Origin of the sequence: Pseudomonas sp. RC2C2 (assembly GCF_018390435.1) — a bacterium.
Classification (GTDB): domain Bacteria; phylum Pseudomonadota; class Gammaproteobacteria; order Pseudomonadales; family Pseudomonadaceae; genus Aquipseudomonas; species Aquipseudomonas donghuensis.
In genome coordinates this window covers 311,747-334,129 of record NZ_JAHBAX010000002.1, presented here as the reverse complement: position 1 = coordinate 334,129, position 22,383 = coordinate 311,747, and the positions used below count along the sequence as shown (strand labels likewise).

The following is a 22,383-nucleotide window of genomic DNA, read 5'->3' as shown; positions in this document are numbered from 1 at the left end:
ACCGTCGCATATTTCGCCCATACTGACCTTTGCCAGGCTTCTGATCTGCGCAGTAGAGAGCGCGAATTTTTACCAAAGACCGATGCGACGAGGTTTATTTCCATGGCACTGACACGCGAACAGCAAATTGCAGCCCTCGAAAAAGACTGGGCCGAGAACCCGCGCTGGAAAGGCGTGACCCGTACCTACACCGCCGCTGATGTCGTTCGTCTGCGTGGCTCGATCCAGCCTGAGCACACCCTGGCCCGCCTGGGTGCCGAGAAGCTGTGGAAGCTGGTCACCCAGGGCGCACACCCGTCCTTCCGTCCAGAGAAAGATTTCGTCAACTGCATGGGCGCCCTGACCGGCGGCCAGGCCGTGCAACAGGTCAAAGCCGGTATCCAGGCAATCTACCTGTCCGGCTGGCAAGTGGCTGCCGACAACAACTCGGCCGAGTCCATGTACCCAGACCAGTCGCTGTACCCGGTGGATTCGGTTCCTACCGTGGTCAAGCGCATCAACAACTCGTTCCGTCGCGCCGACCAGATCCAGTGGAAAGCCGGCAAGAACCCGGGCGACGAAGGCTACGTCGACTACTTCGCCCCGATCGTGGCTGACGCCGAAGCCGGTTTCGGCGGCGTCCTGAACGCCTACGAGCTGATGAAGAACATGATCGAAGCAGGCGCCGCCGGCGTTCACTTCGAAGACCAGCTGGCCTCGGTGAAAAAGTGCGGCCACATGGGCGGCAAGGTACTGGTTCCAACCCAGGAAGCCGTACAGAAGCTGACCGCTGCCCGCCTGGCGGCTGACGTAGCCGGTGTACCGACCATCATCCTGGCCCGTACCGACGCCAACGCCGCAGACCTCTTGACCAGCGACTGCGACCCGTACGACCAGCCATTCGTGGTTGGCGAGCGCACCCAGGAAGGCTTCTACAAGGTTCGCGCCGGCCTCGATCAAGCCATCGCCCGTGGCCTGGCTTATGCGCCATACGCCGACCTGATCTGGTGTGAAACCGCCAAGCCGGACCTGGACGAAGCTCGCCGCTTTGCCGAAGCGATCAAGAAGGAATACCCGGACCAGATCCTGTCGTACAACTGCTCGCCTTCCTTCAACTGGAAGAAGAACCTGGACGACGCAACCATCGCCAAGTTCCAGCGCGAACTGTCGGCCATGGGCTACAAGCACCAGTTCATCACCCTGGCCGGTATCCACAACATGTGGCACGGCATGTTCAACCTGGCGCACGACTACGCCCGCAACGACATGACCGCCTACGTGAAGCTGCAAGAGCAAGAGTTCGCTGACGCCTCGAAAGGCTACACCTTCGTGGCCCACCAGCAGGAAGTCGGCACCGGCTACTTCGACGACATGACCACCGTGATCCAGGGTGGCAAGTCTTCGGTTACCGCGCTGACCGGTTCGACTGAAGAAGAGCAGTTCCACTGATCGCTGATCGGTTGCTGACATTCGGGTAACACGCAAAACCCGGGGCCTGTGATGGGGCTCCGGGTTTTGTTTTTTATCAGGACTTGGTGGTGCCAGCGATAGGGTCCCCAGCAAATGCACAGGGCTTCCTTATTAATTGCCATTGGCTATGCTAGGTGCACAACAACACCAAGGATCGGCCATGCCCCGCCCTGTCACCCTGCTCTGCCTGGCCCTGCCGGGCGCTGCCTTCTATCTATATGCACTGGCCAGCGGCAACGCGCTGCTGGGCCTGGCGGTCAAACCGATCCCGGTGCTGGCGCTGATCTGCTGGCTGAGTAGCGCCGAGCCCACCGCCTACCGGCGCTGGATCATTATTGGCCTGGGTTTCTCACTGCTTGGCGACATTCTGCTGGCCGTGCCTGGCGACCTGTTCGTGTTTGGCCTGGCGGCCTTTCTCTGTGCACACCTGGCCTATCTGCGCGGCTACCTGGGCGAGAACCGCCAACTGGCGCCCGCTGCGCTGTTGGGTTCGGCGATTGTCGGTGCGGCGCTGCTGGGGCTGCTGATCAGTTCCGGCCTGGGTGAATTGCTGATTCCGGTCAGCGTTTATGCCCTGGCCATCAGCGCCATGCTCTGGCGCGCCCTGGCCTGTGGCGGCCTGGCGGCGCTGGGCGCGCTGGCGTTTGTGTTTTCCGACAGCCTGATCGGGATCGACCGCTTCGTCAGCCCGTTCGCTGCCGCCCAGTACCTGATTATCCTCGCCTACTGGCTGGGCCAGTGGGCTATCGCCGCCTCGGCCTACACCAGGCAATCGGCAAAAGCCTTGATCCAGAGCGCGGCAAGGCAAGAAAAAACAGGTTAAAACACAAGGTGTGGAAACTTGCAGGTGACGCCTATGTTGCACAACTTTGTAGTTGACTCGAACAGTAGGGCTAATCGCGCACCCTCAAATGATATTAATTATCATTACGAAGTTGCGGGTTCATTACGCGTTGCAAGAAACATAATTAACAGAACCCGGGGCAATGCCCGTTCCACGTGGCCTGCAGCCTGTTACGAAAGATTTTTGTTCTTAATCTTACGAATAAATTTGCTGCAGAAATTTTACTTGCACCGGGTTTACCCATAAAATCAGCGCGATAGATTCCGCTGCGACATATCGTCACTGCTCTACTTCTTTTCAAGCCGCAGAGCCTGGTCTCTGTATAAGGATTTTCAGCATGCCCGATTCGACAGGACTCATCGCCCACAACTGGGGCTTTGCCATTTTCCTTTTGGGTGTCGTAGGCCTGTGCGCCTTCATGCTCGGTCTGTCCGCCCTGCTCGGCAGCAAGGCCTGGGGCCGCAGCAAGAACGAACCCTTCGAGTCCGGCATGCTGCCCACTGGCGGCGCCCGCTTGCGCCTGTCAGCCAAATTCTATCTGGTCGCGATGCTGTTCGTGATCTTCGATATCGAAGCCCTCTTTCTCTTTGCATGGTCTGTGTCCGTCCGCGAAAGCGGCTGGACCGGATTCGTCGAAGCACTCGTTTTCATAGCAATTCTGTTGGCAGGTCTTGTCTACCTATGGCGCGTCGGGGCACTTGATTGGGCTCCCGAAGGTCGTCGCAAGCGGCAAGCGAAGCTGAAACAATGAGGCTTTGGCAATGCAATACAATCTCACCAGAATCGACCCGGATGCTCCCAACGAGCAATATCCAATCGGAGAGCGGGAAACCGTCTCCGATTCGCTGCTAGAGGACCAGGTCCACAAGAACATCTTCATGGGCAAACTTGAAGATGTGCTCAGTGGCGCGGTCAACTGGGGGCGTAAGAACTCCCTGTGGCCGTACAACTTCGGCCTCTCCTGCTGCTACGTGGAAATGACCACGGCCTTCACGGCGCCCCACGACATCGCCCGCTTTGGCGCCGAAGTCATCCGGGCTTCGCCGCGCCAGGCCGACTTCATGGTCATCGCCGGCACCTGCTTCATCAAGATGGCGCCGATCATCCAGCGCCTGTACGAGCAGATGCTCGAGCCCAAGTGGGTCATTTCCATGGGCTCGTGCGCCAACTCCGGCGGCATGTACGACATTTACTCGGTCGTTCAGGGGGTCGACAAGTTCCTCCCCGTGGATGTCTACGTGCCTGGCTGCCCGCCTCGCCCTGAAGCCTTCCTGCAAGGCCTGATGCTGTTGCAGGAGTCGATTGGCCAGGAGCGTCGTCCTCTTTCCTGGGTTGTCGGCGATCAAGGCATTTACCGTGCCGAGATGCCGTCGCAGAAAGAGCAACGCCGTGAACAGCGCATCCAGGTCACCAACCTGCGCAGCCCCGACGAAGTCTGATCCAGCGACCTGTTGCCTGCGCATGCGCGACAGGCAGCCTGGCTTCATTCTCTACGTTGACCGAAAGCGACCGAGACCATGACAGCGGACACCGCTATTTATATCCCGCCTTACAAGGCTGACGACCAGGATGTGGTCGTCGAACTGAACAACAAATTCGGCCCCGAAGCGTTCGTCGCCCAGGAAACCCGCACCGGCATGCCGGTGCTTTGGGTTACCCGCGAAAAACTCAAGGACGTGCTGGGTTTCCTGCGCAATGTCGCCAAGCCGTACAGCATGCTCTACGACCTGCACGGCGTCGACGAGCGCCTGCGCACCCAGCGCCGCGGCCTGCCGGGCGCCGACTTCAGCGTCTTCTACCACCTGCTGTCGGTGGAGCGGAACAGCGACGTGATGATCAAGGTGGCCTTGAGCGAAGGCGACCTGAACCTGCCGACCGTCACCGGCATCTGGCCCAACGCCAACTGGTACGAGCGTGAAGTCTGGGACATGTTCGGCATCGACTTTGCCGGCCACCCGCACCTGACCCGGATCATGATGCCACCGACCTGGGAAGGTCACCCGCTGCGCAAGGACTACCCTGCCCGCGCCACCGAATTCGATCCGTACAGCCTGACCCTGGCCAAGCAGCAGCTCGAGGAAGAGGCCGCGCGCTTCAACCCTGAAGCCTGGGGCATGAAGCGCCAGGGCACCAACGAGGACTACATGTTCCTCAACCTGGGCCCGAACCACCCTTCGGCCCACGGTGCCTTCCGTATCGTCCTGCAGCTGGACGGCGAAGAGATCGTCGACTGCGTCCCGGACATCGGCTACCACCACCGTGGTGCCGAGAAAATGGCCGAGCGTCAGTCCTGGCACAGCTTCATCCCCTACACCGACCGTATCGACTACCTCGGCGGGGTGATGAACAACCTGCCGTACGTACTGGCGGTGGAGAAGCTGGCCGGCATCCAGGTGCCGCAGAAGGTCGACGTGATCCGCATCATGCTCGCCGAGTTCTTCCGCATCACCAGCCACCTGCTGTTCCTGGGTACCTACATCCAGGACGTCGGTGCCATGACCCCGGTGTTCTTCACCTTCACCGACCGTCAGCGCGCCTACACCGTGATCGAAGCCATCACCGGCTTCCGTCTGCACCCGGCATGGTACCGCATCGGTGGTGTTGCCCACGACCTGCCGCGCGGCTGGGAAAAACTGGTGAAGGACTTCGTCGACTGGCTGCCAAAGCGCCTCGACGAGTACACCAAGGCCGCCCTGCAGAACAGCATCCTCAAGGGCCGGACCATCGGCGTTGCCCAGTACAACACCAAAGAGGCCCTGGAATGGGGCGTCACCGGTGCCGGCCTGCGTTCCACCGGTCTTGACTTCGACCTGCGCAAGGCCCGCCCTTACTCCGGCTACGAGAACTTCGAGTTCGAAGTACCCCTGGCCCACAACGGCGATGCCTACGATCGCTGCATGGTCCGTGTCGAGGAAATGCGCCAGAGTATCCGCATCATCGACCAGTGCCTGCGCAACATGCCGGAAGGCCCGTACAAGGCGGATCACCCGCTGACCACGCCGCCGCCGAAAGAGCGCACCCTGCAGCACATCGAAACCCTGATCACTCACTTCCTGCAGGTTTCGTGGGGCCCGGTCATGCCGGCCAACGAATCCTTCCAGATGATCGAGGCGACCAAGGGCATCAACAGTTACTACCTGACGAGCGACGGCGGCACCATGAGCTACCGCACCCGGATCCGTACCCCGAGCTACCCGCACCTGCAGCAGATCCCATCGGTGATCCGCGGCAGCATGGTCGCGGACCTCATTGCGTACCTGGGCAGTATCGACTTCGTTATGGCTGACGTGGACCGCTAAGCATGAACAGCACGCTTATCCAAACCGACCGTTTCGCCCTGAGCGAAACCGAGCGCTCGGCCATCGAGCACGAGATGCATCACTACGAGGACCCGCGCGCGGCGTCCATCGAAGCCCTGAAGATCGTCCAGAAGGAACGCGGCTGGGTGCCGGACGGCGCCATCTATGCCATCGGCGAAGTGCTCGGCATTCCTGCCAGCGACGTCGAAGGCGTGGCCACCTTCTATAGTCAGATCTTCCGTCAGCCGGTTGGCCGGCACATCATCCGCGTCTGCGACAGCATGGTCTGCTACATCGGCGGCCACGAGTCGGTGGTCAGCCAGATCCAGAGCGAGCTGGGCATCGGCCTTGGCCAGACCACCGCGGACGGGCGTTTCACCCTGCTGCCGGTGTGCTGCCTGGGTAACTGCGACAAGGCCCCGGCGCTGATGATCGACGACGACACTTTTGGCGACGTGCAGCCTGCTGGCGTCGCCAAACTGCTGGAGGGTTACGCATGACCATCACTTCCTTCGGCCCGGCCAACCGCATTGCGCGTTCGGCCGAGACCCATCCGCTGACCTGGCGCCTGCGTGACGACGGCGAGCCGGTCTGGCTCGACGAGTACCAGGCCAAGGACGGCTACGCCGCCGCCCGCAAGGCCCTGGCGCAAATGTCCCAGGACGATATCGTCCAGACCGTTAAAGATTCCGGCCTCAAGGGCCGTGGCGGTGCGGGCTTCCCCACCGGCGTCAAATGGGGCCTGATGCCCAAAGACGAATCCATGAACATCCGCTACCTGCTGTGCAATGCGGACGAAATGGAACCCAACACCTGGAAAGACCGCATGCTGATGGAGCAACAGCCCCATCTGCTGATCGAAGGCATGCTGATCAGCGCCCGCGCGCTGAAAGCCTACCGCGGTTATATCTTCCTGCGTGGCGAATACACCACCGCAGCGCGCAACCTCAACCGCGCGGTCGAGGAAGCCAAGGCTGCAGGCCTGCTGGGCAAGAACATCCTCGGCAGCGGCTTTGACTTCGAGCTGTTCGTCCACACCGGTGCCGGGCGCTACATCTGCGGTGAAGAAACCGCGCTGATCAACTCCCTCGAAGGCCGCCGCGCCAACCCGCGCTCCAAGCCGCCCTTCCCTGCCGCCGTTGGCGTGTGGGGCAAGCCGACCTGCGTGAACAACGTCGAGACCCTGTGCAACGTGCCGGCCATCGTCGGCAACGGCATCGACTGGTACAAGTCGCTGGCCCGCGAAGGCAGTGAAGACCACGGCACCAAGCTGATGGGCTTCTCCGGCAAGGTCAAGAACCCTGGCCTGTGGGAGCTGCCGTTCGGCGTCACTGCCCGCGAGCTGTTCGAAGACTACGCCGGCGGCATGCGCGATGGCTTCAAGCTCAAGTGCTGGCAGCCAGGCGGCGCCGGTACCGGTTTCCTGCTGCCCGAGCACCTGGATGCACAAATGTACGCCGGTGGCATCGCCAAGGTCGGCACCCGCATGGGAACCGGCCTGGCCATGGCCGTGGACGACAGCATCAACATGGTCTCGCTGCTGCGCAACATGGAAGAGTTCTTTGCCCGTGAATCCTGTGGCTTCTGCACCCCGTGCCGCGACGGCCTGCCGTGGAGCGTCAAGCTCCTGCGCGCCCTCGAAAAAGGCCAGGGCCAGCAGGGCGACATCGAGACCCTGCTGGGTCTGGTCGGCTTCCTCGGCCCAGGCAAGACCTTCTGTGCACACGCACCGGGCGCCGTTGAGCCGCTGGGTAGCGCGATCAAGTACTTCCGCCCTGAGTTCGAGGCTGGCATTGCCGCCCAGGCACCGGTCGCTGCCGCTGCCGGCCTGCGCCCGGACCTGGCGAAGCCGATCGTCGTCGGCGCATAACGAATAACAACGCGGGCGGTCCGTGCCGCCCGCTGCCTGCCCAGCTCGCCCGGGGACACCTGTAGCGGGCTGCAGGCACACAGATTTCCATTAGCCACGCCCGCAGACGCGGGCCAACGAAGAACTTTGAACCATGGCCACTATCCACGTAGACGGCAAAGAGCTCGAAGTCAACGGCGCAGACAACCTGTTACAGGCGTGTCTGTCGCTCGGCCTCGACATCCCCTATTTCTGCTGGCACCCGGCGCTCGGTAGCGTCGGCGCCTGCCGCCAGTGCGCGGTCAAGCAGTACACCGACGAGAACGACACCCGTGGTCGTATCGTCATGTCCTGCATGACCCCTGCCTCCGATGGCAGCTGGATCTCCATCGAAGACGAAGAAGCCAAGGTATTCCGTGCCAGCGTCGTCGAATGGCTGATGACCAACCACCCGCACGACTGCCCGGTGTGCGAGGAAGGCGGTCACTGCCACCTGCAAGACATGACGGTAATGACCGGCCACAACGAGCGCCGCTACCGTTTCACCAAGCGTACCCACCAGAACCAGGAGCTCGGCCCGTTCATCTCCCACGAGATGAACCGCTGCATCGCCTGCTACCGTTGCGTGCGTTACTACAAGGACTACGCCGGCGGTACCGACCTGGGCGTGTTCGGTGCCCACGACAACGTCTACTTCGGTCGCGTTGAAGACGGCACCCTCGAGAGCGAGTTCTCCGGCAACCTCACCGAGGTCTGCCCGACCGGTGTGTTCACCGACAAGACCCACTCCGAGCGCTACAACCGCAAATGGGACATGCAGTTTGCCCCAAGCATCTGCCATGGCTGCTCCAGCGGTTGCAACATCAGCCCGGGTGAGCGTTACGGCGAACTGCGCCGGATCGAAAACCGCTTCAATGGTTCGGTCAACCAGTACTTCCTCTGCGACCGTGGCCGCTTCGGCTATGGCTACGTCAACCGCACCGACCGTCCACGTCAGCCGCTGCTGGCCGACGGCACCAAGCTGAGCCTGGATGCCGCCCTGGACAAGGCCGCGGACATGCTGCGCGGGCGCAACATCGTCGGTATCGGCTCGCCGCGCGCCAGCCTCGAAAGCAACTATGGCCTGCGCGAGCTGGTCGGCGCCGAGCACTTCTACTCGGGTATGGAAGCCGGTGAGCTGGCCCGCGTGCGCCTGGCCCTGCAAGTACTCAACGACAGCCCGCTGCCGGTCCCGACCCTGCGCGACATGGAAGACCATGACGCGGTATTCGTCCTCGGCGAAGACCTGACCCAGACCGCCGCCCGTGTCGCCCTGGCCCTGCGCCAGTCGGTCAAGGGCAAGGCCGAAGCCATGGCCGATGCCATGCGTGTTCAGCCTTGGCTCGACGCCGCGGTGAAGAACATCGGCCAGCACGCCATGTACCCGCTGTTTATCGCAAGCCTGGCCGAAACCAAGCTCGATGACGTGGCCGAAGAGTGCGTGCACGCAGCGCCGGACGACCTCGCCCGCATCGGTTTTGCCGTGGCTCACGCCATCGACCCGAGCGCGCCAGCCGTCGAAGGCCTGGACGCCGAAGCCCTGGCCCTGGCCAAGCGCATCGCCGACGCCCTGGTTACCGCCAACCGTCCGCTGGTGGTTGCCGGTACCTCGCTGGGCTCCAACGCCCTGATCGAGGCGGCGGCCAACATCGCCAAGGCCCTGAAGCTGCGCGAGAAGAACGGCTCGCTGAGCCTGGTGGTCCCTGAGGCCAACAGCCTCGGCCTGGCCATGCTCGGCGGCGAGTCGATCGATGCCGCCCTGGATGCGGTGATCGAAGGCAAGGCCGACGCCATCGTCGTGATGGAAAACGACCTGTACAGCCGCGTCTGCGCTGCCAAGGTCGACGCTGCCCTGGCCGCTGCCAAAGTAGTCATCGTTGCCGATCACCAGAAGACCGCCACTACCGACCGCGCCCACCTGGTGCTGCCAGCTGCATCGTTTGCCGAAGGCGACGGTACCCTGGTCAGCCAGGAAGGCCGTGCCCAGCGCTTCTTCCAGGTGTTCGACCCTACCTACCTGGACAGCAGCATCCTGGTTCACGAAGGCTGGCGCTGGATGCACGCCCTGCGTGCCACCCTGCTCAACAAGCCGGTCGACTGGACCCAGCTGGATCACGTTACCAACGCCTGCGCCGCTGCCGCGCCGCAACTGACCGGCATCGTCAACGCCGCACCGTCCGCTTCGTTCCGCATCAAGGGCATGAAGCTTGCGCGTGAGCCGCTGCGCTACTCCGGCCGTACTGCCATGCGCGCCGACATCAGCGTGCACGAGCCGCGTACCCCGCAAGACAAAGACTCCGCGTTCGCCTTCTCGATGGAAGGTTACTCGGGTTCGGCCGAACCGCGCTCGCAAGTGCCGTTCGCCTGGTCGCCGGGCTGGAACTCGCCGCAAGCCTGGAACAAGTTCCAGGACGAGGTCGGCGGTCACCTGCGCGCAGGCGACCCGGGCACCCGCCTGATCGAAACCCAGGGCGACAAGCTGAACTGGTTCGCCAGCGTACCGGCGGCCTTCGCCCCGGCCCGTGGCACCTGGCAAGCGGTGCCGTTCTACCACCTGTTCGGCAGCGAAGAGAACTCCTCGCGCGCCGCCCCGGTGCAAGAGCGCATCCCAGCGGCCTACGTGGCCCTGGCCAAGTCCGAAGCCGACCGCCTGGGTGTCAACGACGGCGCCATGCTTAGCCTGACCGTGGCAGGCCAGACCCTGCGGCTGCCGCTGCGCATCAATGAAGAACTGGGCGCAGGCCTGGTTGCCCTGCCGAAAGGCCTGGCCGGCATTCCGCCAGCCATCTTCGGTGCATCCGTCGAAGGCCTGCAGGAGGCAGCACAATGACCTGGTTCACCCCTGAAGTGATCGATGTGATCATCACCGTCATCAAGGCCGTCGTGGTCTTGCTGGCCGTGGTGGTCTGCGGTGCGCTGCTCAGCTTCGTCGAGCGGCGCCTGCTGGGCTGGTGGCAGGACCGTTACGGTCCGAACCGCGTCGGCCCGTTCGGCATGTTCCAGATCGCTGCCGACATGCTGAAGATGTTCTTCAAGGAAGACTGGAACCCGCCCTTCGTCGACAAGGTGATCTTCACCCTGGCGCCGGTGGTGGCCATGAGCGCCTTGCTGATCGCCTTCGCGATCATCCCGATCACCCCGACCTGGGGTGTCGCGGACCTGAACATCGGCGTGCTGTTCTTCTTCGCCATGGCCGGTCTGTCGGTGTACGCCGTACTGTTCGCCGGCTGGTCGTCGAACAACAAGTACGCCCTGCTCGGCAGCCTGCGGGCCTCGGCCCAGACCGTGTCGTACGAAGTGTTCATGGGCCTGGCGCTGATGGGCATCGTTGCCCAGGCTGGCTCGTTCAACATGCGCGACATCGTCGACTACCAGGCCCAGAACCTGTGGTTCATCATTCCGCAGTTCTTCGGTTTCTGCACCTTCTTCATCGCAGGCGTCGCCGTGACTCACCGTCACCCCTTCGACCAGCCGGAAGCGGAACAGGAACTGGCCGATGGTTACCACATTGAATATGCCGGCATGAAGTGGGGCATGTTCTTCGTCGGTGAATACATCGGCATCATCCTGGTCTCGGCGCTGTTGGTGACCCTGTTCTTCGGTGGCTGGCACGGTCCGTTCGGCATCCTGCCGCAGATCCCGTTCATTTGGTTCGCCCTGAAGACCGCGTTCTTCATCATGCTGTTCATCCTGCTGCGCGCCTCGATCCCGCGCCCACGCTATGACCAGGTGATGGACTTCGGCTGGAAGTTCTGCCTGCCGCTGACCCTGATCAATTTGCTGGTGACCGCTGCGCTCGTGTTGCTCAACACGCCAGCTGTTGCGGCCCAGTGAGGATTTGACCCATGTTCAAGTATATTGGCGACATCGTTAAGGGCACAGGCACCCAGCTGCGCAGCCTGGTGATGGTGTTCTCTCACGGTTTTCGCAAACGTGACACCCTGCAATACCCCGAAGAGCCGGTCTACCTGCCGCCACGCTACCGTGGCCGCATCGTCCTGACCCGCGACCCGGATGGCGAAGAGCGCTGTGTAGCGTGCAACCTGTGTGCCGTGGCGTGCCCGGTCGGTTGCATCTCGCTGCAGAAAGCCGAAACAGAAGACGGTCGTTGGTACCCGGAGTTCTTCCGCATCAACTTCTCCCGTTGCATTTTCTGCGGCCTCTGCGAGGAAGCCTGCCCGACCACCGCGATCCAGCTCACGCCGGATTTCGAGATGGCCGAGTTCAAACGTCAGGACCTGGTGTACGAGAAAGAAGATCTGCTGATCTCCGGCCCCGGCAAGAACCCTGACTACAACTTCTACCGTGTTGCAGGTATGGCTGTTGCCGGCAAGCCGAAAGGCGCCGCGCAGAACGAAGCCGAGCCGATCAACGTGAAGAGCTTGCTCCCTTAAGGAAGAAAGATGGAATTCGCTTTCTATTTCGCATCCGGTGTCGCTGTGGTGTCCACCCTTCGGGTGATCACCAACACCAACCCCGTGCACGCCCTGCTCTACCTGATCATTTCGCTGATCTCCGTGGCGATGACCTTCTTCGCCCTCGGCGCTCCGTTCGCCGGTGTTCTGGAAGTGATCGCCTACGCTGGCGCCATCATGGTGCTGTTCGTCTTCGTGGTGATGATGCTCAACCTCGGGCCGGCTTCGGTCGCCCAGGAACGTGGCTGGCTCAAGCCGGGCATCTGGCTTGGCCCGGTGGTGCTTGGCGCACTGCTGCTGGTCGAGCTGCTGTACGTGCTGTTCGCCAGCGAAAGCGGCGGCGGCATTGGCCACACTACCGTTGACGCCAAGGCCGTCGGCATCAGCCTGTATGGTCCTTACCTGCTGGTGGTGGAACTGGCCTCGATGCTGCTGCTTGCCGCAGCAGTGACGGCTTTCCACCTCGGCCGCAACGAGGCGAAGGAGTAATCACATGTCTGCAATTCCTCTCGAGCATGGCCTGGCAGTCGCCGGCATCCTGTTCTGCCTCGGCCTTGTCGGCCTGATGGTGCGCCGCAACATTCTTTTCGTGTTGATGAGCCTGGAAATCATGATGAACGCTTCGGCACTGGCGTTCATTGTCGCCGGTAGCCGTTGGGCGCAGCCGGATGGACAGATCATGTTCATCCTGGTGATCAGCCTGGCAGCCGCCGAGGCCAGTATCGGCCTGGCGATCCTGCTGCAGCTGTATCGCCGCTTCCACACTCTCGACATCGATGCAGCCAGTGAGATGCGCGGATGAACCTTATCTTCCTGACGTTCGTATTCCCCCTGATCGGCTTCCTGCTGCTGTCGTTCTCGCGCGGTCGCTGGTCCGAGAACCTGTCGGCGCTGGTCGGCGTCGGTTCGGTGGGCCTCTCGGCCGCCGTGGCCGCCTACGTGATCTGGCAGTTCAACGTCGCCCCGCCGGATGGCGGCGCGTACAGCCAGCTGCTGTGGCAGTGGATGTCGGTGGACCGCTTTACACCGAACTTCACCCTGTACGTGGATGGTCTGTCGATCACCATGCTCGGCGTGGTCACCGGTGTGGGCTTTCTGATCCACCTGTTCGCCTCCTGGTACATGCGTGGTGAAGCCGGCTACTCGCGCTTCTTCGCCTACACCAACCTGTTCATTGCCAGCATGTTGTTCCTGGTGCTGGGCGACAACCTGCTGTTCATCTACTTCGGTTGGGAAGGCGTGGGCCTGTGCTCGTACCTGTTGATCGGTTTCTACTACAGCAACCGCAACAACGGTAACGCCGCACTCAAGGCCTTCATCGTTACCCGTATCGGCGACGTGTTCATGGCCATCGGCCTGTTCATCCTGTTCGCCCAGCTCGGCACCCTGAACGTGCAGGAGCTGCTGGTACTGGCACCGCAGAAGTTCCAGGCGGGTGATTTCTGGATGGTCCTGGCGACCCTGATGCTGCTCGGTGGTGCGGTCGGTAAATCCGCCCAGCTGCCGCTGCAGACCTGGCTTGCCGACGCGATGGCCGGCCCTACTCCGGTTTCGGCACTGATCCACGCGGCAACCATGGTGACCGCTGGCGTCTACCTGATTGCCCGTACCCACGGCCTGTTCGCCCTGGCTCCCGACATCCTGCACCTGGTCGGTGTGGTTGGCGGCGTGACCCTGGTGCTGGCCGGTTTTGCCGCCCTGGTACAGACCGACATCAAGCGTATCCTCGCCTACTCGACCATGAGCCAGATCGGCTACATGTTCCTGGCCCTGGGCGTTGGTGCCTGGGAAGGCGCGATCTTCCACCTGATGACCCACGCCTTCTTCAAGGCCCTGCTGTTCCTTGCTTCCGGTGCGGTGATCGTTGCCTGCCACCACGAGCAGAACATCTTCAAGATGGGCGGCCTGTGGAAGAAACTGCCATTGGCGTATGCCAGCTTCATCGTCGGTGGTGCCGCCCTGGCTGCCCTGCCGCTGCTGACCGCAGGCTTCTACTCCAAGGACGAGATCCTCTGGGAAGCCTTTGCCAGCGGCAACAACGGTCTGCTGTACGCCGGCCTGGTCGGTGCCTTCATGACCTCGCTGTACACCTTCCGCCTGATCTTCATCGCCTTCCACGGCGAAGCCAAGACCGAAGCTCACGCCGGCCACGGGATTTCCCACTGGCTGCCGCTGGGCGTGCTGATCGTGCTGTCGACCTTCGTCGGTGCCTGGATTCATCCACCACTGGCGGGCGTGCTGCCGCAGAGCGTCGGCCATGCCGGCGGCGAAGCCAAGCACAGCCTGGAAATCGCCTCGGGCGCCATCGCCATTGCCGGTATCCTGCTGGCCGCGGTGCTGTTCCTGGGCAAGCGTCGCCTGGTCACCGCGATTGCCAGCAGCGGCATCGGTCGCGTGCTGTCGGCCTGGTGGTTCGCCGCCTGGGGCTTCGACTGGATCTACGACAAGCTGTTCGTCAAACCTTACCTGCTGATCGCCCACATCCTGCGCAAGGATCCGGTTGACCGCAGTATTGGCCTGATTCCGCGTATGGCCAAGGGCGGTCATGCCGCCATGAGCAAAACCGAAACCGGTCAGCTGCGCTGGTACACCGCTTCGATCGCCGTAGGTGCCGTGCTTGTGCTCGGTGCCGTTGTAATGGCTGCGGTCTGATATGAACCTTGCGACTTTGCGAAAGGAATTGAGCCCGTCATGATTTTGCCTTGGCTGATCCTGATCCCCTTCATCGGCGGCCTGCTGTGCTGGCTGGGTGAGCGCTTCGGCGCCACCCTGCCACGCTGGATTGCGCTGCTGACCATGTCCCTGCTGCTTGGTATCGGCCTCTGGCTGTGGGCCAACGGGGACTACACCCTGGCCCCTGCACCGGGCGCTGCGCCTGAGTGGGCGGTCGAATTCAAAGTGCTGTGGATCGAGCGCTTCGGCATCAGCCTGCACCTGGCCCTCGACGGCCTGTCGCTGCTGATGATCCTGCTCACCGGCCTGCTGGGTGTGCTTTCGGTACTGTGCTCCTGGAAAGAGATCCAGCGTCACGTCGGCTTCTTCCACCTCAACCTGATGTGGATCCTCGGCGGCGTGGTCGGTGTGTTCCTGGCCCTGGACCTGTTCCTGTTCTTCTTCTTCTGGGAAATGATGCTGGTGCCGATGTATTTCCTCATCGCGCTCTGGGGTCACAGCTCCTCGGACGGCAAGAAGACCCGGATCTACGCCGCGACCAAGTTCTTCATCTTCACCCAGGCCAGCGGCCTGATCATGCTGGTGGCGATCCTTGGCCTGGTCCTGGTCAACTACAGCAACACCGGTGTGATCACCTTCGACTACACCCAGTTGCTCAAGGCCGAACTGCCGGCTGGCACCGAATACCTGCTGATGCTCGGCTTCTTCATCGCCTTCGCGGTCAAGCTGCCGGTGGTACCGTTCCATTCCTGGCTGCCTGACGCTCACGCCCAGGCACCGACCGCAGGTTCCGTCGACCTTGCCGGTATCTTGCTGAAGACCGCGGCCTACGGCCTGCTGCGTTTCGCCCTGCCGCTGTTCCCGAATGCCTCGGCCGAGTTTGCGCCGATCGCCATGACCCTGGGTCTGATCGGGATTTTCTACGGTGCCTTCCTGGCGTTCGCCCAGACCGACATCAAGCGTCTGGTCGCCTTCTCCAGCGTTTCGCACATGGGCTTCGTGCTGATCGGTATCTACTCCGGCAGCCAGCAAGCGCTGCAAGGTGCGGTGATCCAGATGCTGGCTCACGGCCTGTCGGCTGCGGCACTCTTTATCCTCGCCGGCCAGCTGTACGAGCGCCTGCACACCCGTGACATGCGTCAGATGGGTGGCCTGTGGCACCGCATCGCCTACCTGCCGGCCATCAGCCTGTTCTTCGCCGCCGCGTCCCTGGGCCTGCCGGGCACCGGTAACTTCGTTGGCGAATTCCTGATCCTGATCGGTAGCTTTGTCGCTTCGCCATGGGTCACTGTCCTCGCCACTTGCGGCCTGGTGTTCGGTTCGGTGTACTCGCTGATCATGATTCACCGCGCCTACTTCGGCCCGGCCAAATCCGATGAAGTCCTGGCTGGCATGGACACCCGCGAAATGATCATGGTGCTGGGCCTGGCTGGCCTGCTGATCCTGCTGGGCATCTACCCGCAGCCGTTCCTGGACACTTCTGCCGCCACCATGAGCGGTGTGCAGCAGTGGTTCGGTACCGCTTTCACTCAACTCGCTTCGGCCCGGTAAGAGCGCTATGGACCTGACGATTCAACACTTTATCGCGCTTGCGCCGCTGCTGATCACCACCATCACCACAGTTGTGGTGATGCTGGCGATCGCTTGGCGGCGCAACCACTCGCAAACCTTCCTGCTGTCTATCGTGGGCCTGAACCTGGCCCTGCTGTCGATCATCCCGGCCCTGAAGGTCGCGCCGCTGGCAGTCACCCCACTGCTGACCATCGACAACTTCGCCTGCCTGTACATGGCGCTGATCCTGGTCGCCACCCTGGCTTGCGTCACCCTCGCCCATGCGTATTTGGGTGATGGCGGCAAGGGCTACCCAGGCAACCGCGAAGAGCTGTACCTGCTGATCCTCATGTCGGCCCTGGGCGGCCTGGTACTGGTCAGCGCGCAGCACCTGGCAGGCCTGTTCATCGGCCTGGAACTGCTGTCGGTACCGGTCTATGGCCTGGTTGCCTATGCCTTCTTCAACAAGCGCTCGCTGGAAGCCGGCATCAAATACATGGTGCTCTCGGCCGCCGGTTCCGCCTTCCTGCTGTTCGGCATGGCGCTGCTGTATGCCGACGCCGGCAGCCTGAGCTTCGACGGCATCGGCAAGGCCCTGGCAACCACCAGCATGCCGAGCATGCTCGCCCAACTGGGCCTGGGCATGATGCTGGTCGGCCTGGCCTTCAAACTGTCGCTGGTGCCGTTCCACCTGTGGACCCCGGACGTCTACGAGGGTGCTCCGGCACCGGTCGCCGCCTTCCTGGCCACCGCCAGCAAGGTTGCCGTGTTCGCCGTCGTGGTGCGCCTGTTCATGCTCTCCCCTGCTGCCAGCAGCGGCGTGCTGACCACCGTGCTGTCGATTATCGCTGTCGCCTCGATCCTGATCGGCAACCTGCTGGCGCTGACCCAGAGCAACCTCAAGCGTCTGCTCGGTTACTCCTCGATTGCCCACTTCGGTTACCTGCTGATCGCCCTGGTGGCAAGCAAGGGCCTGGCGGTTGAAGCCATCGGCGTGTACCTGGTCACCTACGTGATCACCAGCCTCGGTGCCTTCGGCGTGATCACCCTGATGTCGTCGCCATACAACGGTCGCGACGCTGACGCCCTGTACGAGTATCGCGGCCTGTTCTGGCGCCGTCCGTACCTGACCGCGGTGCTGACCGTGATGATGCTGTCGCTGGCCGGTATTCCACTGACCGCAGGCTTCATCGGCAAGTTCTACATCATCGCTACCGGCGTCGAGTCGCAGCTGTGGTGGCTGGTCGGTGCCCTGGTGATCGGTAGTGCCATCGGCGTGTTCTACTACCTGCGCGTGATGGTCACCCTGTTCCTGATCGAGCCAAACCTGCGTCGCCACGACGCCCCGCTGAACTGGGAACAGCGCACCGGCGGCGTCATGCTGCTGGCCATCGCCATCCTCGCCTTCGTGCTGGGTGTGTACCCGCAGCCACTGCTGGACATGGTCCAGCATGCAGGCCTGCAACTGATCGGTTGATCGATCAGGCACTGACAAACACCCCGCTTCGGCGGGGTGTTTTGTTTTGGGCCGCTCTGCAACCATCGCTGGCAAGCCAGCTCCCACAGGATTTGGTGATGACCCTGTGGGAGCTGGCTTGCCAGCGATGAGGCCGGTACAGATCGGCGACTGTGCTTCGTCTGATAGTTGCGACGTCAGATACCCGCTCACAGTCCCGGAACCCCCTCGATGCGCCCCACCCTACCCCGCTCCGCCCTCGCCTTGCTGATCTCCTGTGCCGCGTCGGCCCAGGCCGGCGATGGCATCGAACTCGGCCAGGTGCTGATCCAGGAACAGGAACACAGCGAGCTGCAGGACGCTCGCGAACGCCTGCAGCAGGTGCCCGGCGCCAGCAACCTGATCGACATGCAGCGAGTGGAGCAAGGCCGGGGCGCCAGTAACCAGGACGTACTGGCCTACCAGCCGGGGGTGTTCGCCCAGTCGGCCGGCAACGACGGCATCAAGCTGTCGATCCGCGGCTCCGGCATCAACCGCGCCCCCGGCGCCCATGGCTCGGGCGTGTACACGATGTTCGACGGCCTGCCGCTCACCGGCCCCGGCGGCACCCCTTATGAATTGTTCGAACCGCTGTGGCTGAACCGCGCCGAGGTGCTGCGCGGCGCCAATGGTTTCGACAAGGGTTCACTGGCCCTGGGCGGCGCCATCGACTACATCTCCCACACCGGCCGCGACGCCGCACCGCTGCAACTGCGCTACGAGCTCGGCAGCCGCGGCTACGCCAAGCGCCAGATCAGCTCCGGCCAGGTATTGGGTGACCTGGACTACTACGTAGCGCTGACCGATTCGGAATACGACGGCTACCAGGATCACAGCAGCGGCAGCAGCAAGGGCGTCGCCGCCAACGTCGGCTACCGTTTCAACCCGAACCTGGAAACCCGCTTCTACCTGCGCTACCGGGAAACCGAGAACGACCTGGCCGGGCGCCTGACCAAGGATCAGATCAAGCACCATCCGCGTGCGGCCAACCCGGCCTATTTGCGTCGCGATGCCAGCCGGCCACAGCCAGGCAGCACCTGGCTGGCGAACAAAACAACCTTTTACCTAGGCGACGACTCGCGCCTGGAAGCAGGCGTTGTTTATCACGATTATCCGATGGACCTTCGCGAAGGCCCTAACCGCCTCAAAGTCGCCTACACCGATGTCAGCGGAACCTTGAACTACGTCCGCCGAGATACTCTGTTTGACCACGAGAGCAAGACCACCGTGGGTTGGCGAACAACCAAGCACCTACCCAACAGCGGCGCCTCCGAGTTCGTCCGTGTACCAGAAGCCTCTAATGACAATAAAGCCGTGGGTACCCGGACCCGAGACTTCACCTACCAGGGTTCGGACAGCGTCCTGCATGTTGGCAACGAACTGGAACTGATCCCGGACCTGTGGCTGACCAGCGGCCTGGCGGCGATCTACACTCGCCGCGAGAGCGCGGTGACCTATCCGGACAACGGCGGCAAGGTCAGCCAGAGTGACTGGGACTACGCACCGCGCCTGGGCCTGCGCTATGACATCAGCCCGCAGTTGCAGGTCTATGGCAACCTCAGCCGCTCGGTGGAGCCGCCGCACCCGTGGTCGCTGATCTGGAGCTCGACCAGCGCCACGCAACCGATTGAAATGCACAACCAGACCGCCACCACCCTGGAGCTGGGTGCCCGCGGCGAGTCGTCCATCGGTCGCTGGGACCTGGCCTGGTACTACTCGCAGGTGCGCCATGAGCTGCTGGCCGTGGAGATCGTACAAGGCCAGCCCGCCAAGGAGTTCAACGCCAGCCCAACCGTGCACCAGGGCATCGAGGCGGGCCTCGACAGCCTGCTCTGGGAGCGCGCCGCGGTCGGCAAGCTGTCCCTGCGCCAGGCCTACACCTTCAGCGACTTCCACTACCGCGACGACGATACGTTTGGCGACAACCGTCTGCCGGGCATCCCCATGCACTACTACCAGGCCGAGTTGCGCTTCGACCTGCCCAGCGGCTTGTATGCAGGGATCAACACGCAGATGGCGTCCAAGGTCCAGGTCGACTACGCCAACAGCTACCCGGCCGACGCCTATGCCATTCTCGGCGCCACCCTGGGCTACAACTCGCCGAGACAGGACTGGCAAACCTGGCTCGACCTGCGCAACCTGACCAACAAGCGCTACGCCGCCACCGTTACCCCGAGCTACGACGACAAGGGGGCGGACGCCGCCCGCTCGACCCCGGGCGAAGGCTTCGGCGTCTACGCCGGGGTGTCGTACAGCTTCCGCTAACTGGGCAATTGCACCTGCGGCTTGGTCGAGACGAAGATCGCCCAGCTGGAGATGAACAGCGCGGCGATCAGCGGGCCGATGACAAAGCCATTGAGGCCGAATACCGCCAACCCGCCAAGGGTGGACAGCAGGATCAGGAAATCGGGCATCTTGGTGTCCTTGCCCACCAGGATCGGGCGCAGCACGTTGTCCACCAGGCCGATCACGAACACACCGTAGGCCGTCAGCACAGCGCCTTGCCAGAACGCACCGGTAGCGACGAAATACACCGCCACCGGCGCCCAGACGATCCCCGCGCCCACCGCTGGCAGCAGCGACAGGAAGGTCATCAGTACCCCCCAGACCAGGGCACTGGGGATGTCGAGAATCCAGAAAATGATGCCGCCGAGGGCGCCCTGGGTCACCGCCACCACCAGGTTGCCTTTGACCGTGGCGCGCACCACGCGGTTGAACTTCAGTTGCAGGCGACGCTTCTGCTGCTCGGCCAGCGGCACCGCCGTGCGGATCTTGCGCACCAGCTCGGCGCCATCACGCAAGAAGAAGTACAGCAGGTAGAGCATGACGCCGAAGCTGACCAGAAAATCGAAGGTGCCCTGGCCAAAACTGAAGGCCTGGGAGGCAAAGAACTGGCTGCCCTGCATTGCGCCCTTGGCGATCTTGTCGCGCAGGCCTGCCAGGTCACCCATGCCCATGCGCTCAAGAAAGTTCTGCGCGAAGGCCGGAAGGATGTTCTTGAAACGCTCGATATAACCGGCCAGGTCCAGCTCGCCGCTCTCGATGCTCTTGTACAGCGCAGCGCCTTCCTGCACCAGCAGGGTACTGATGATGATCACCGGCAAGATTGCGATCACCAGACAGATGAACAGAGTCAGCCCGGCCGCCAGGTTGCGCCGCCAGCCCAGGCGCGCCAACAGGCGGCGTTGCAGCGGGGCGAAGACGATACCGAGGATCACCGCCCAGAACACGGCGCCATAGAATGGCAGGAGAATCCAGACAAAGGCGATGGTCACCAGCACCAGCAACGCCAGTAGCGCCTTGTGTTGCATGACGGTTTCGTTCATGTGCGCTCCTTGTACGGTCTATTCGTTAGTGCGCCGGACAGTGGTAAAAGTGCCATTGATGCAGATCAATAAAAAGTCGCCACAAGCGGCGTAGCATCCGCGCCTTTTGCCGCGACCCGATCATGACCCTTCTCGCCAAACCCGAACTGCTCGCCCCCGCCGGCTCGCTGAAGAACATGCGCTACGCCTTCGCCTACGGCGCCGATGCCGTGTATGCCGGGCAGCCGCGCTACAGCCTGCGCGTGCGCAACAATGAATTCGATCACGCCAACCTCGCGCTGGGCATCAAGGAAGCCCAGGCGCAGGGCAAGCGCTTCTACGTGGTGGTCAACATTGCCCCGCACAACGCCAAGCTCAAGACCTTCTTGAAGGACCTGGCGCCGGTGATCGACATGGCCCCGGATGCGTTGATCATGTCCGACCCCGGCCTGATCATGCTGGTGCGCCAGCACTTCCCGCACATGCCGATCCACCTGTCGGTGCAGGCCAACACGGTGAACTGGGCCAGCGTCGAGTTCTGGCGCAGCCAGGGCCTTACCCGGGTGATCCTGTCGCGCGAGCTGTCGCTGGAAGAAATCGAGGAGATTCGCCAGCAAGTGCCGCAGATGGAGCTCGAGGTGTTCGTCCACGGTGCCCTGTGCATGGCCTACTCCGGCCGCTGCCTGTTATCGGGCTACCTCAACCGCCGCGATGCCAACCAGGGCAGCTGCACCAACGCTTGCCGCTGGCAGTACAAGGCCACTGCGGCCCGCGAGAATGTCACCGGCGAAATCGTTCGCGAGGTAGAACCGACCCTGGGGCTCGGCGCCCCCACCGAGCAGGTGTTCGTGCTGCAGGAAAGCAACCGCCCCGATGAAGACATGCCAGCCTTCGAAGACGAGCACGGCACCTACATCATGAACGCCAAGGACCTGCGGGCGGTGCAGCATGTCGAGCGGCTGGCGCGCATGGGCGTGCATTCGCTGAAGATCGAGGGCCGGACCAAGTCGCACTTCTACTGTGCACGCACCGCCCAGGTGTATCGCCAGGCCATCGATGACGCGGCAGCCGGGCGCGCGTTCGACCGCAACCTGATGCTCAACCTCGAATCACTGGCCCAGCGCGGCTATACCGAAGGCTTCCTGCGCCGGCATGTGCATGACGAATATCAGAACTACCAACGCGGCAACTCGGTGTCCGAGCGCCAGCAATTCGTTGGCGAGCTAAGTGGCGAGCGGGTCAATGGCCTGGCAGAGGTGCGGGTGAAGAACCGCTTTGCGGTGGGTGATCATCTGGAACTGATGACGCCCAAAGGTAACTACCACTTCGACCTGCATCAGTTGCGTGATCGCCAGGGCGGCGCAATCGAGGTGGCGCCGGGGGATGGGCATACGGTGTACCTGCCAATCCCTGAGCAGGTCGATCTGGCCTTCGGCTTGCTGCTCAGGGATTTGATTCATTGAA

At 62.6% G+C, this 22,383-nt stretch carries 18 protein-coding genes; 17 read left to right on the top strand and 1 reads right to left on the bottom strand.

Translation table 11 applies throughout. The features are described from left to right. Window positions 1-102 precede the first annotated feature (102 nt). The 16 genes from aceA to KHO53_RS19890 all read left to right on the top strand — a co-directional run bounded on the left by aceA (window position 103) and on the right by KHO53_RS19890 (window position 19,879). Complete coding sequence (gene aceA / locus KHO53_RS19965; RefSeq protein ID WP_010220395.1) at window positions 103-1,428, top strand: isocitrate lyase; 1,326 nt, start codon at window positions 103-105, stop codon at window positions 1,426-1,428. 181 nt (window positions 1,429-1,609) lie between these two features. Continuing rightward, window positions 1,610-2,272 (top strand): lysoplasmalogenase, encoded by a 663-nt coding sequence (locus tag KHO53_RS19960; RefSeq protein WP_010220396.1) that lies wholly within the window; start codon window positions 1,610-1,612, stop codon window positions 2,270-2,272. Window positions 2,273-2,630: 358 nt separating this feature from the next. After that, entirely contained in the window at window positions 2,631-3,044 is a 414-nt protein-coding gene (locus KHO53_RS19955; protein WP_010220397.1) for an NADH-quinone oxidoreductase subunit A, read from the top strand. A 10-nt stretch (window positions 3,045-3,054) separates the two neighbouring features. After that, window positions 3,055-3,732: an NADH-quinone oxidoreductase subunit B gene (locus KHO53_RS19950; protein WP_010220398.1), complete on the top strand. Its 678-nt coding sequence runs from the start codon at window positions 3,055-3,057 to the stop codon at window positions 3,730-3,732. Window positions 3,733-3,810: 78 nt separating this feature from the next. Further along, window positions 3,811-5,592 (top strand): NADH-quinone oxidoreductase subunit C/D, encoded by a 1,782-nt coding sequence (gene nuoC, locus KHO53_RS19945; protein ID WP_010220400.1) that lies wholly within the window; start codon window positions 3,811-3,813, stop codon window positions 5,590-5,592. A 2-nt stretch (window positions 5,593-5,594) separates the two neighbouring features. Beyond that, window positions 5,595-6,092: an NADH-quinone oxidoreductase subunit NuoE gene (nuoE, locus tag KHO53_RS19940; protein ID WP_010220402.1), complete on the top strand. Its 498-nt coding sequence runs from the start codon at window positions 5,595-5,597 to the stop codon at window positions 6,090-6,092. After that, the gene (gene nuoF / locus KHO53_RS19935) at window positions 6,089-7,462 is read left to right on the top strand and encodes an NADH-quinone oxidoreductase subunit NuoF (RefSeq protein ID WP_010220403.1); all 1,374 of its coding nucleotides are present in this window, start codon (window positions 6,089-6,091) and stop codon (window positions 7,460-7,462) included. Before nuoE ends, nuoF begins: the two co-directional genes overlap by 4 nt. A 133-nt stretch (window positions 7,463-7,595) precedes the next feature. Continuing rightward, window positions 7,596-10,310, top strand: coding sequence for an NADH-quinone oxidoreductase subunit NuoG (gene nuoG / locus KHO53_RS19930; protein ID WP_010220404.1), 2,715 nt, complete (start codon window positions 7,596-7,598; stop codon window positions 10,308-10,310). Beyond that, on the top strand, window positions 10,307-11,314 hold the full coding sequence (nuoH, locus tag KHO53_RS19925; RefSeq protein ID WP_036994526.1) for an NADH-quinone oxidoreductase subunit NuoH: 1,008 nt from the start codon (window positions 10,307-10,309) through the stop codon (window positions 11,312-11,314). The genes nuoG and nuoH overlap by 4 nt, the downstream gene beginning before the upstream one ends. A gap of 11 nt (window positions 11,315-11,325) precedes the next feature. Continuing rightward, window positions 11,326-11,874, top strand: coding sequence for an NADH-quinone oxidoreductase subunit NuoI (gene nuoI, locus KHO53_RS19920; protein WP_009400993.1), 549 nt, complete (start codon window positions 11,326-11,328; stop codon window positions 11,872-11,874). A gap of 9 nt (window positions 11,875-11,883) precedes the next feature. Beyond that, window positions 11,884-12,384 (top strand): NADH-quinone oxidoreductase subunit J, encoded by a 501-nt coding sequence (nuoJ, locus tag KHO53_RS19915; RefSeq protein ID WP_010220408.1) that lies wholly within the window; start codon window positions 11,884-11,886, stop codon window positions 12,382-12,384. 4 nt (window positions 12,385-12,388) lie between these two features. After that, window positions 12,389-12,697 carry an NADH-quinone oxidoreductase subunit NuoK gene (gene nuoK / locus KHO53_RS19910; RefSeq protein ID WP_010220409.1) on the top strand — a complete coding sequence of 103 codons (309 nt, stop codon included), beginning with the start codon at window positions 12,389-12,391 and terminating at the stop codon, window positions 12,695-12,697. Then, window positions 12,694-14,547 carry an NADH-quinone oxidoreductase subunit L gene (gene nuoL, locus KHO53_RS19905; protein ID WP_010220411.1) on the top strand — a complete coding sequence of 618 codons (1,854 nt, stop codon included), beginning with the start codon at window positions 12,694-12,696 and terminating at the stop codon, window positions 14,545-14,547. Before nuoK ends, nuoL begins: the two co-directional genes overlap by 4 nt. 39 nt (window positions 14,548-14,586) lie before the next feature. Continuing rightward, window positions 14,587-16,119, top strand: coding sequence for an NADH-quinone oxidoreductase subunit M (gene nuoM, locus KHO53_RS19900; protein WP_010220412.1), 1,533 nt, complete (start codon window positions 14,587-14,589; stop codon window positions 16,117-16,119). A 7-nt stretch (window positions 16,120-16,126) separates the two neighbouring features. Then, complete coding sequence (gene nuoN, locus KHO53_RS19895) at window positions 16,127-17,596, top strand: NADH-quinone oxidoreductase subunit NuoN (RefSeq protein ID WP_010220413.1); 1,470 nt, start codon at window positions 16,127-16,129, stop codon at window positions 17,594-17,596. 210 nt (window positions 17,597-17,806) lie between these two features. Then, a complete protein-coding gene (locus KHO53_RS19890; protein WP_213570699.1) occupies window positions 17,807-19,879 on the top strand; it encodes a TonB-dependent receptor family protein in 2,073 nt (690 codons plus the stop codon). Here the strand turns inward: KHO53_RS19890 and KHO53_RS19885 are convergent. Continuing rightward, window positions 19,876-20,940 (bottom strand): AI-2E family transporter, encoded by a 1,065-nt coding sequence (locus tag KHO53_RS19885; protein ID WP_036994524.1) that lies wholly within the window; start codon window positions 20,938-20,940, stop codon window positions 19,876-19,878. The genes KHO53_RS19890 and KHO53_RS19885 overlap by 4 nt on opposite strands. A gap of 122 nt (window positions 20,941-21,062) precedes the next feature. Between KHO53_RS19885 and trhP the strand changes: the two genes are divergently transcribed. Continuing rightward, window positions 21,063-22,382: a prephenate-dependent tRNA uridine(34) hydroxylase TrhP gene (trhP, locus tag KHO53_RS19880; RefSeq protein WP_010220416.1), complete on the top strand. Its 1,320-nt coding sequence runs from the start codon at window positions 21,063-21,065 to the stop codon at window positions 22,380-22,382. The last annotated feature ends 1 nt before the right edge of the window (window position 22,383 follow it).

What these genes read in the sequence shown, in the direction of transcription:
- KHO53_RS19950 (WP_010220398.1), top strand. Translation starts at nt 3,055, where the DNA reads ATGCAATACAATCTCACCAGAATCGACCCGGATGCTCCCAACGAGCAA.
- nuoN (WP_010220413.1), top strand. Translation starts at nt 16,127, where the DNA reads ATGGACCTGACGATTCAACACTTTATCGCGCTTGCGCCGCTGCTGATC.
- nuoJ (WP_010220408.1), top strand. Translation starts at nt 11,884, where the DNA reads ATGGAATTCGCTTTCTATTTCGCATCCGGTGTCGCTGTGGTGTCCACC.
- KHO53_RS19955 (WP_010220397.1), top strand. Translation starts at nt 2,631, where the DNA reads ATGCCCGATTCGACAGGACTCATCGCCCACAACTGGGGCTTTGCCATT.
- KHO53_RS19960 (WP_010220396.1), top strand. Translation starts at nt 1,610, where the DNA reads ATGCCCCGCCCTGTCACCCTGCTCTGCCTGGCCCTGCCGGGCGCTGCC.
- nuoG (WP_010220404.1), top strand. Translation starts at nt 7,596, where the DNA reads ATGGCCACTATCCACGTAGACGGCAAAGAGCTCGAAGTCAACGGCGCA.
- KHO53_RS19890 (WP_213570699.1), top strand. Translation starts at nt 17,807, where the DNA reads ATGCGCCCCACCCTACCCCGCTCCGCCCTCGCCTTGCTGATCTCCTGT.
- trhP (WP_010220416.1), top strand. Translation starts at nt 21,063, where the DNA reads ATGACCCTTCTCGCCAAACCCGAACTGCTCGCCCCCGCCGGCTCGCTG.
- KHO53_RS19885 (WP_036994524.1), bottom strand. Translation starts at nt 20,940, where the DNA reads ATGAACGAAACCGTCATGCAACACAAGGCGCTACTGGCGTTGCTGGTG.
- nuoF (WP_010220403.1), top strand. Translation starts at nt 6,089, where the DNA reads ATGACCATCACTTCCTTCGGCCCGGCCAACCGCATTGCGCGTTCGGCC.
- nuoC (WP_010220400.1), top strand. Translation starts at nt 3,811, where the DNA reads ATGACAGCGGACACCGCTATTTATATCCCGCCTTACAAGGCTGACGAC.
- nuoL (WP_010220411.1), top strand. Translation starts at nt 12,694, where the DNA reads ATGAACCTTATCTTCCTGACGTTCGTATTCCCCCTGATCGGCTTCCTG.
- nuoE (WP_010220402.1), top strand. Translation starts at nt 5,595, where the DNA reads ATGAACAGCACGCTTATCCAAACCGACCGTTTCGCCCTGAGCGAAACC.
- nuoH (WP_036994526.1), top strand. Translation starts at nt 10,307, where the DNA reads ATGACCTGGTTCACCCCTGAAGTGATCGATGTGATCATCACCGTCATC.
- nuoI (WP_009400993.1), top strand. Translation starts at nt 11,326, where the DNA reads ATGTTCAAGTATATTGGCGACATCGTTAAGGGCACAGGCACCCAGCTG.
- nuoK (WP_010220409.1), top strand. Translation starts at nt 12,389, where the DNA reads ATGTCTGCAATTCCTCTCGAGCATGGCCTGGCAGTCGCCGGCATCCTG.
- nuoM (WP_010220412.1), top strand. Translation starts at nt 14,587, where the DNA reads ATGATTTTGCCTTGGCTGATCCTGATCCCCTTCATCGGCGGCCTGCTG.
- aceA (WP_010220395.1), top strand. Translation starts at nt 103, where the DNA reads ATGGCACTGACACGCGAACAGCAAATTGCAGCCCTCGAAAAAGACTGG.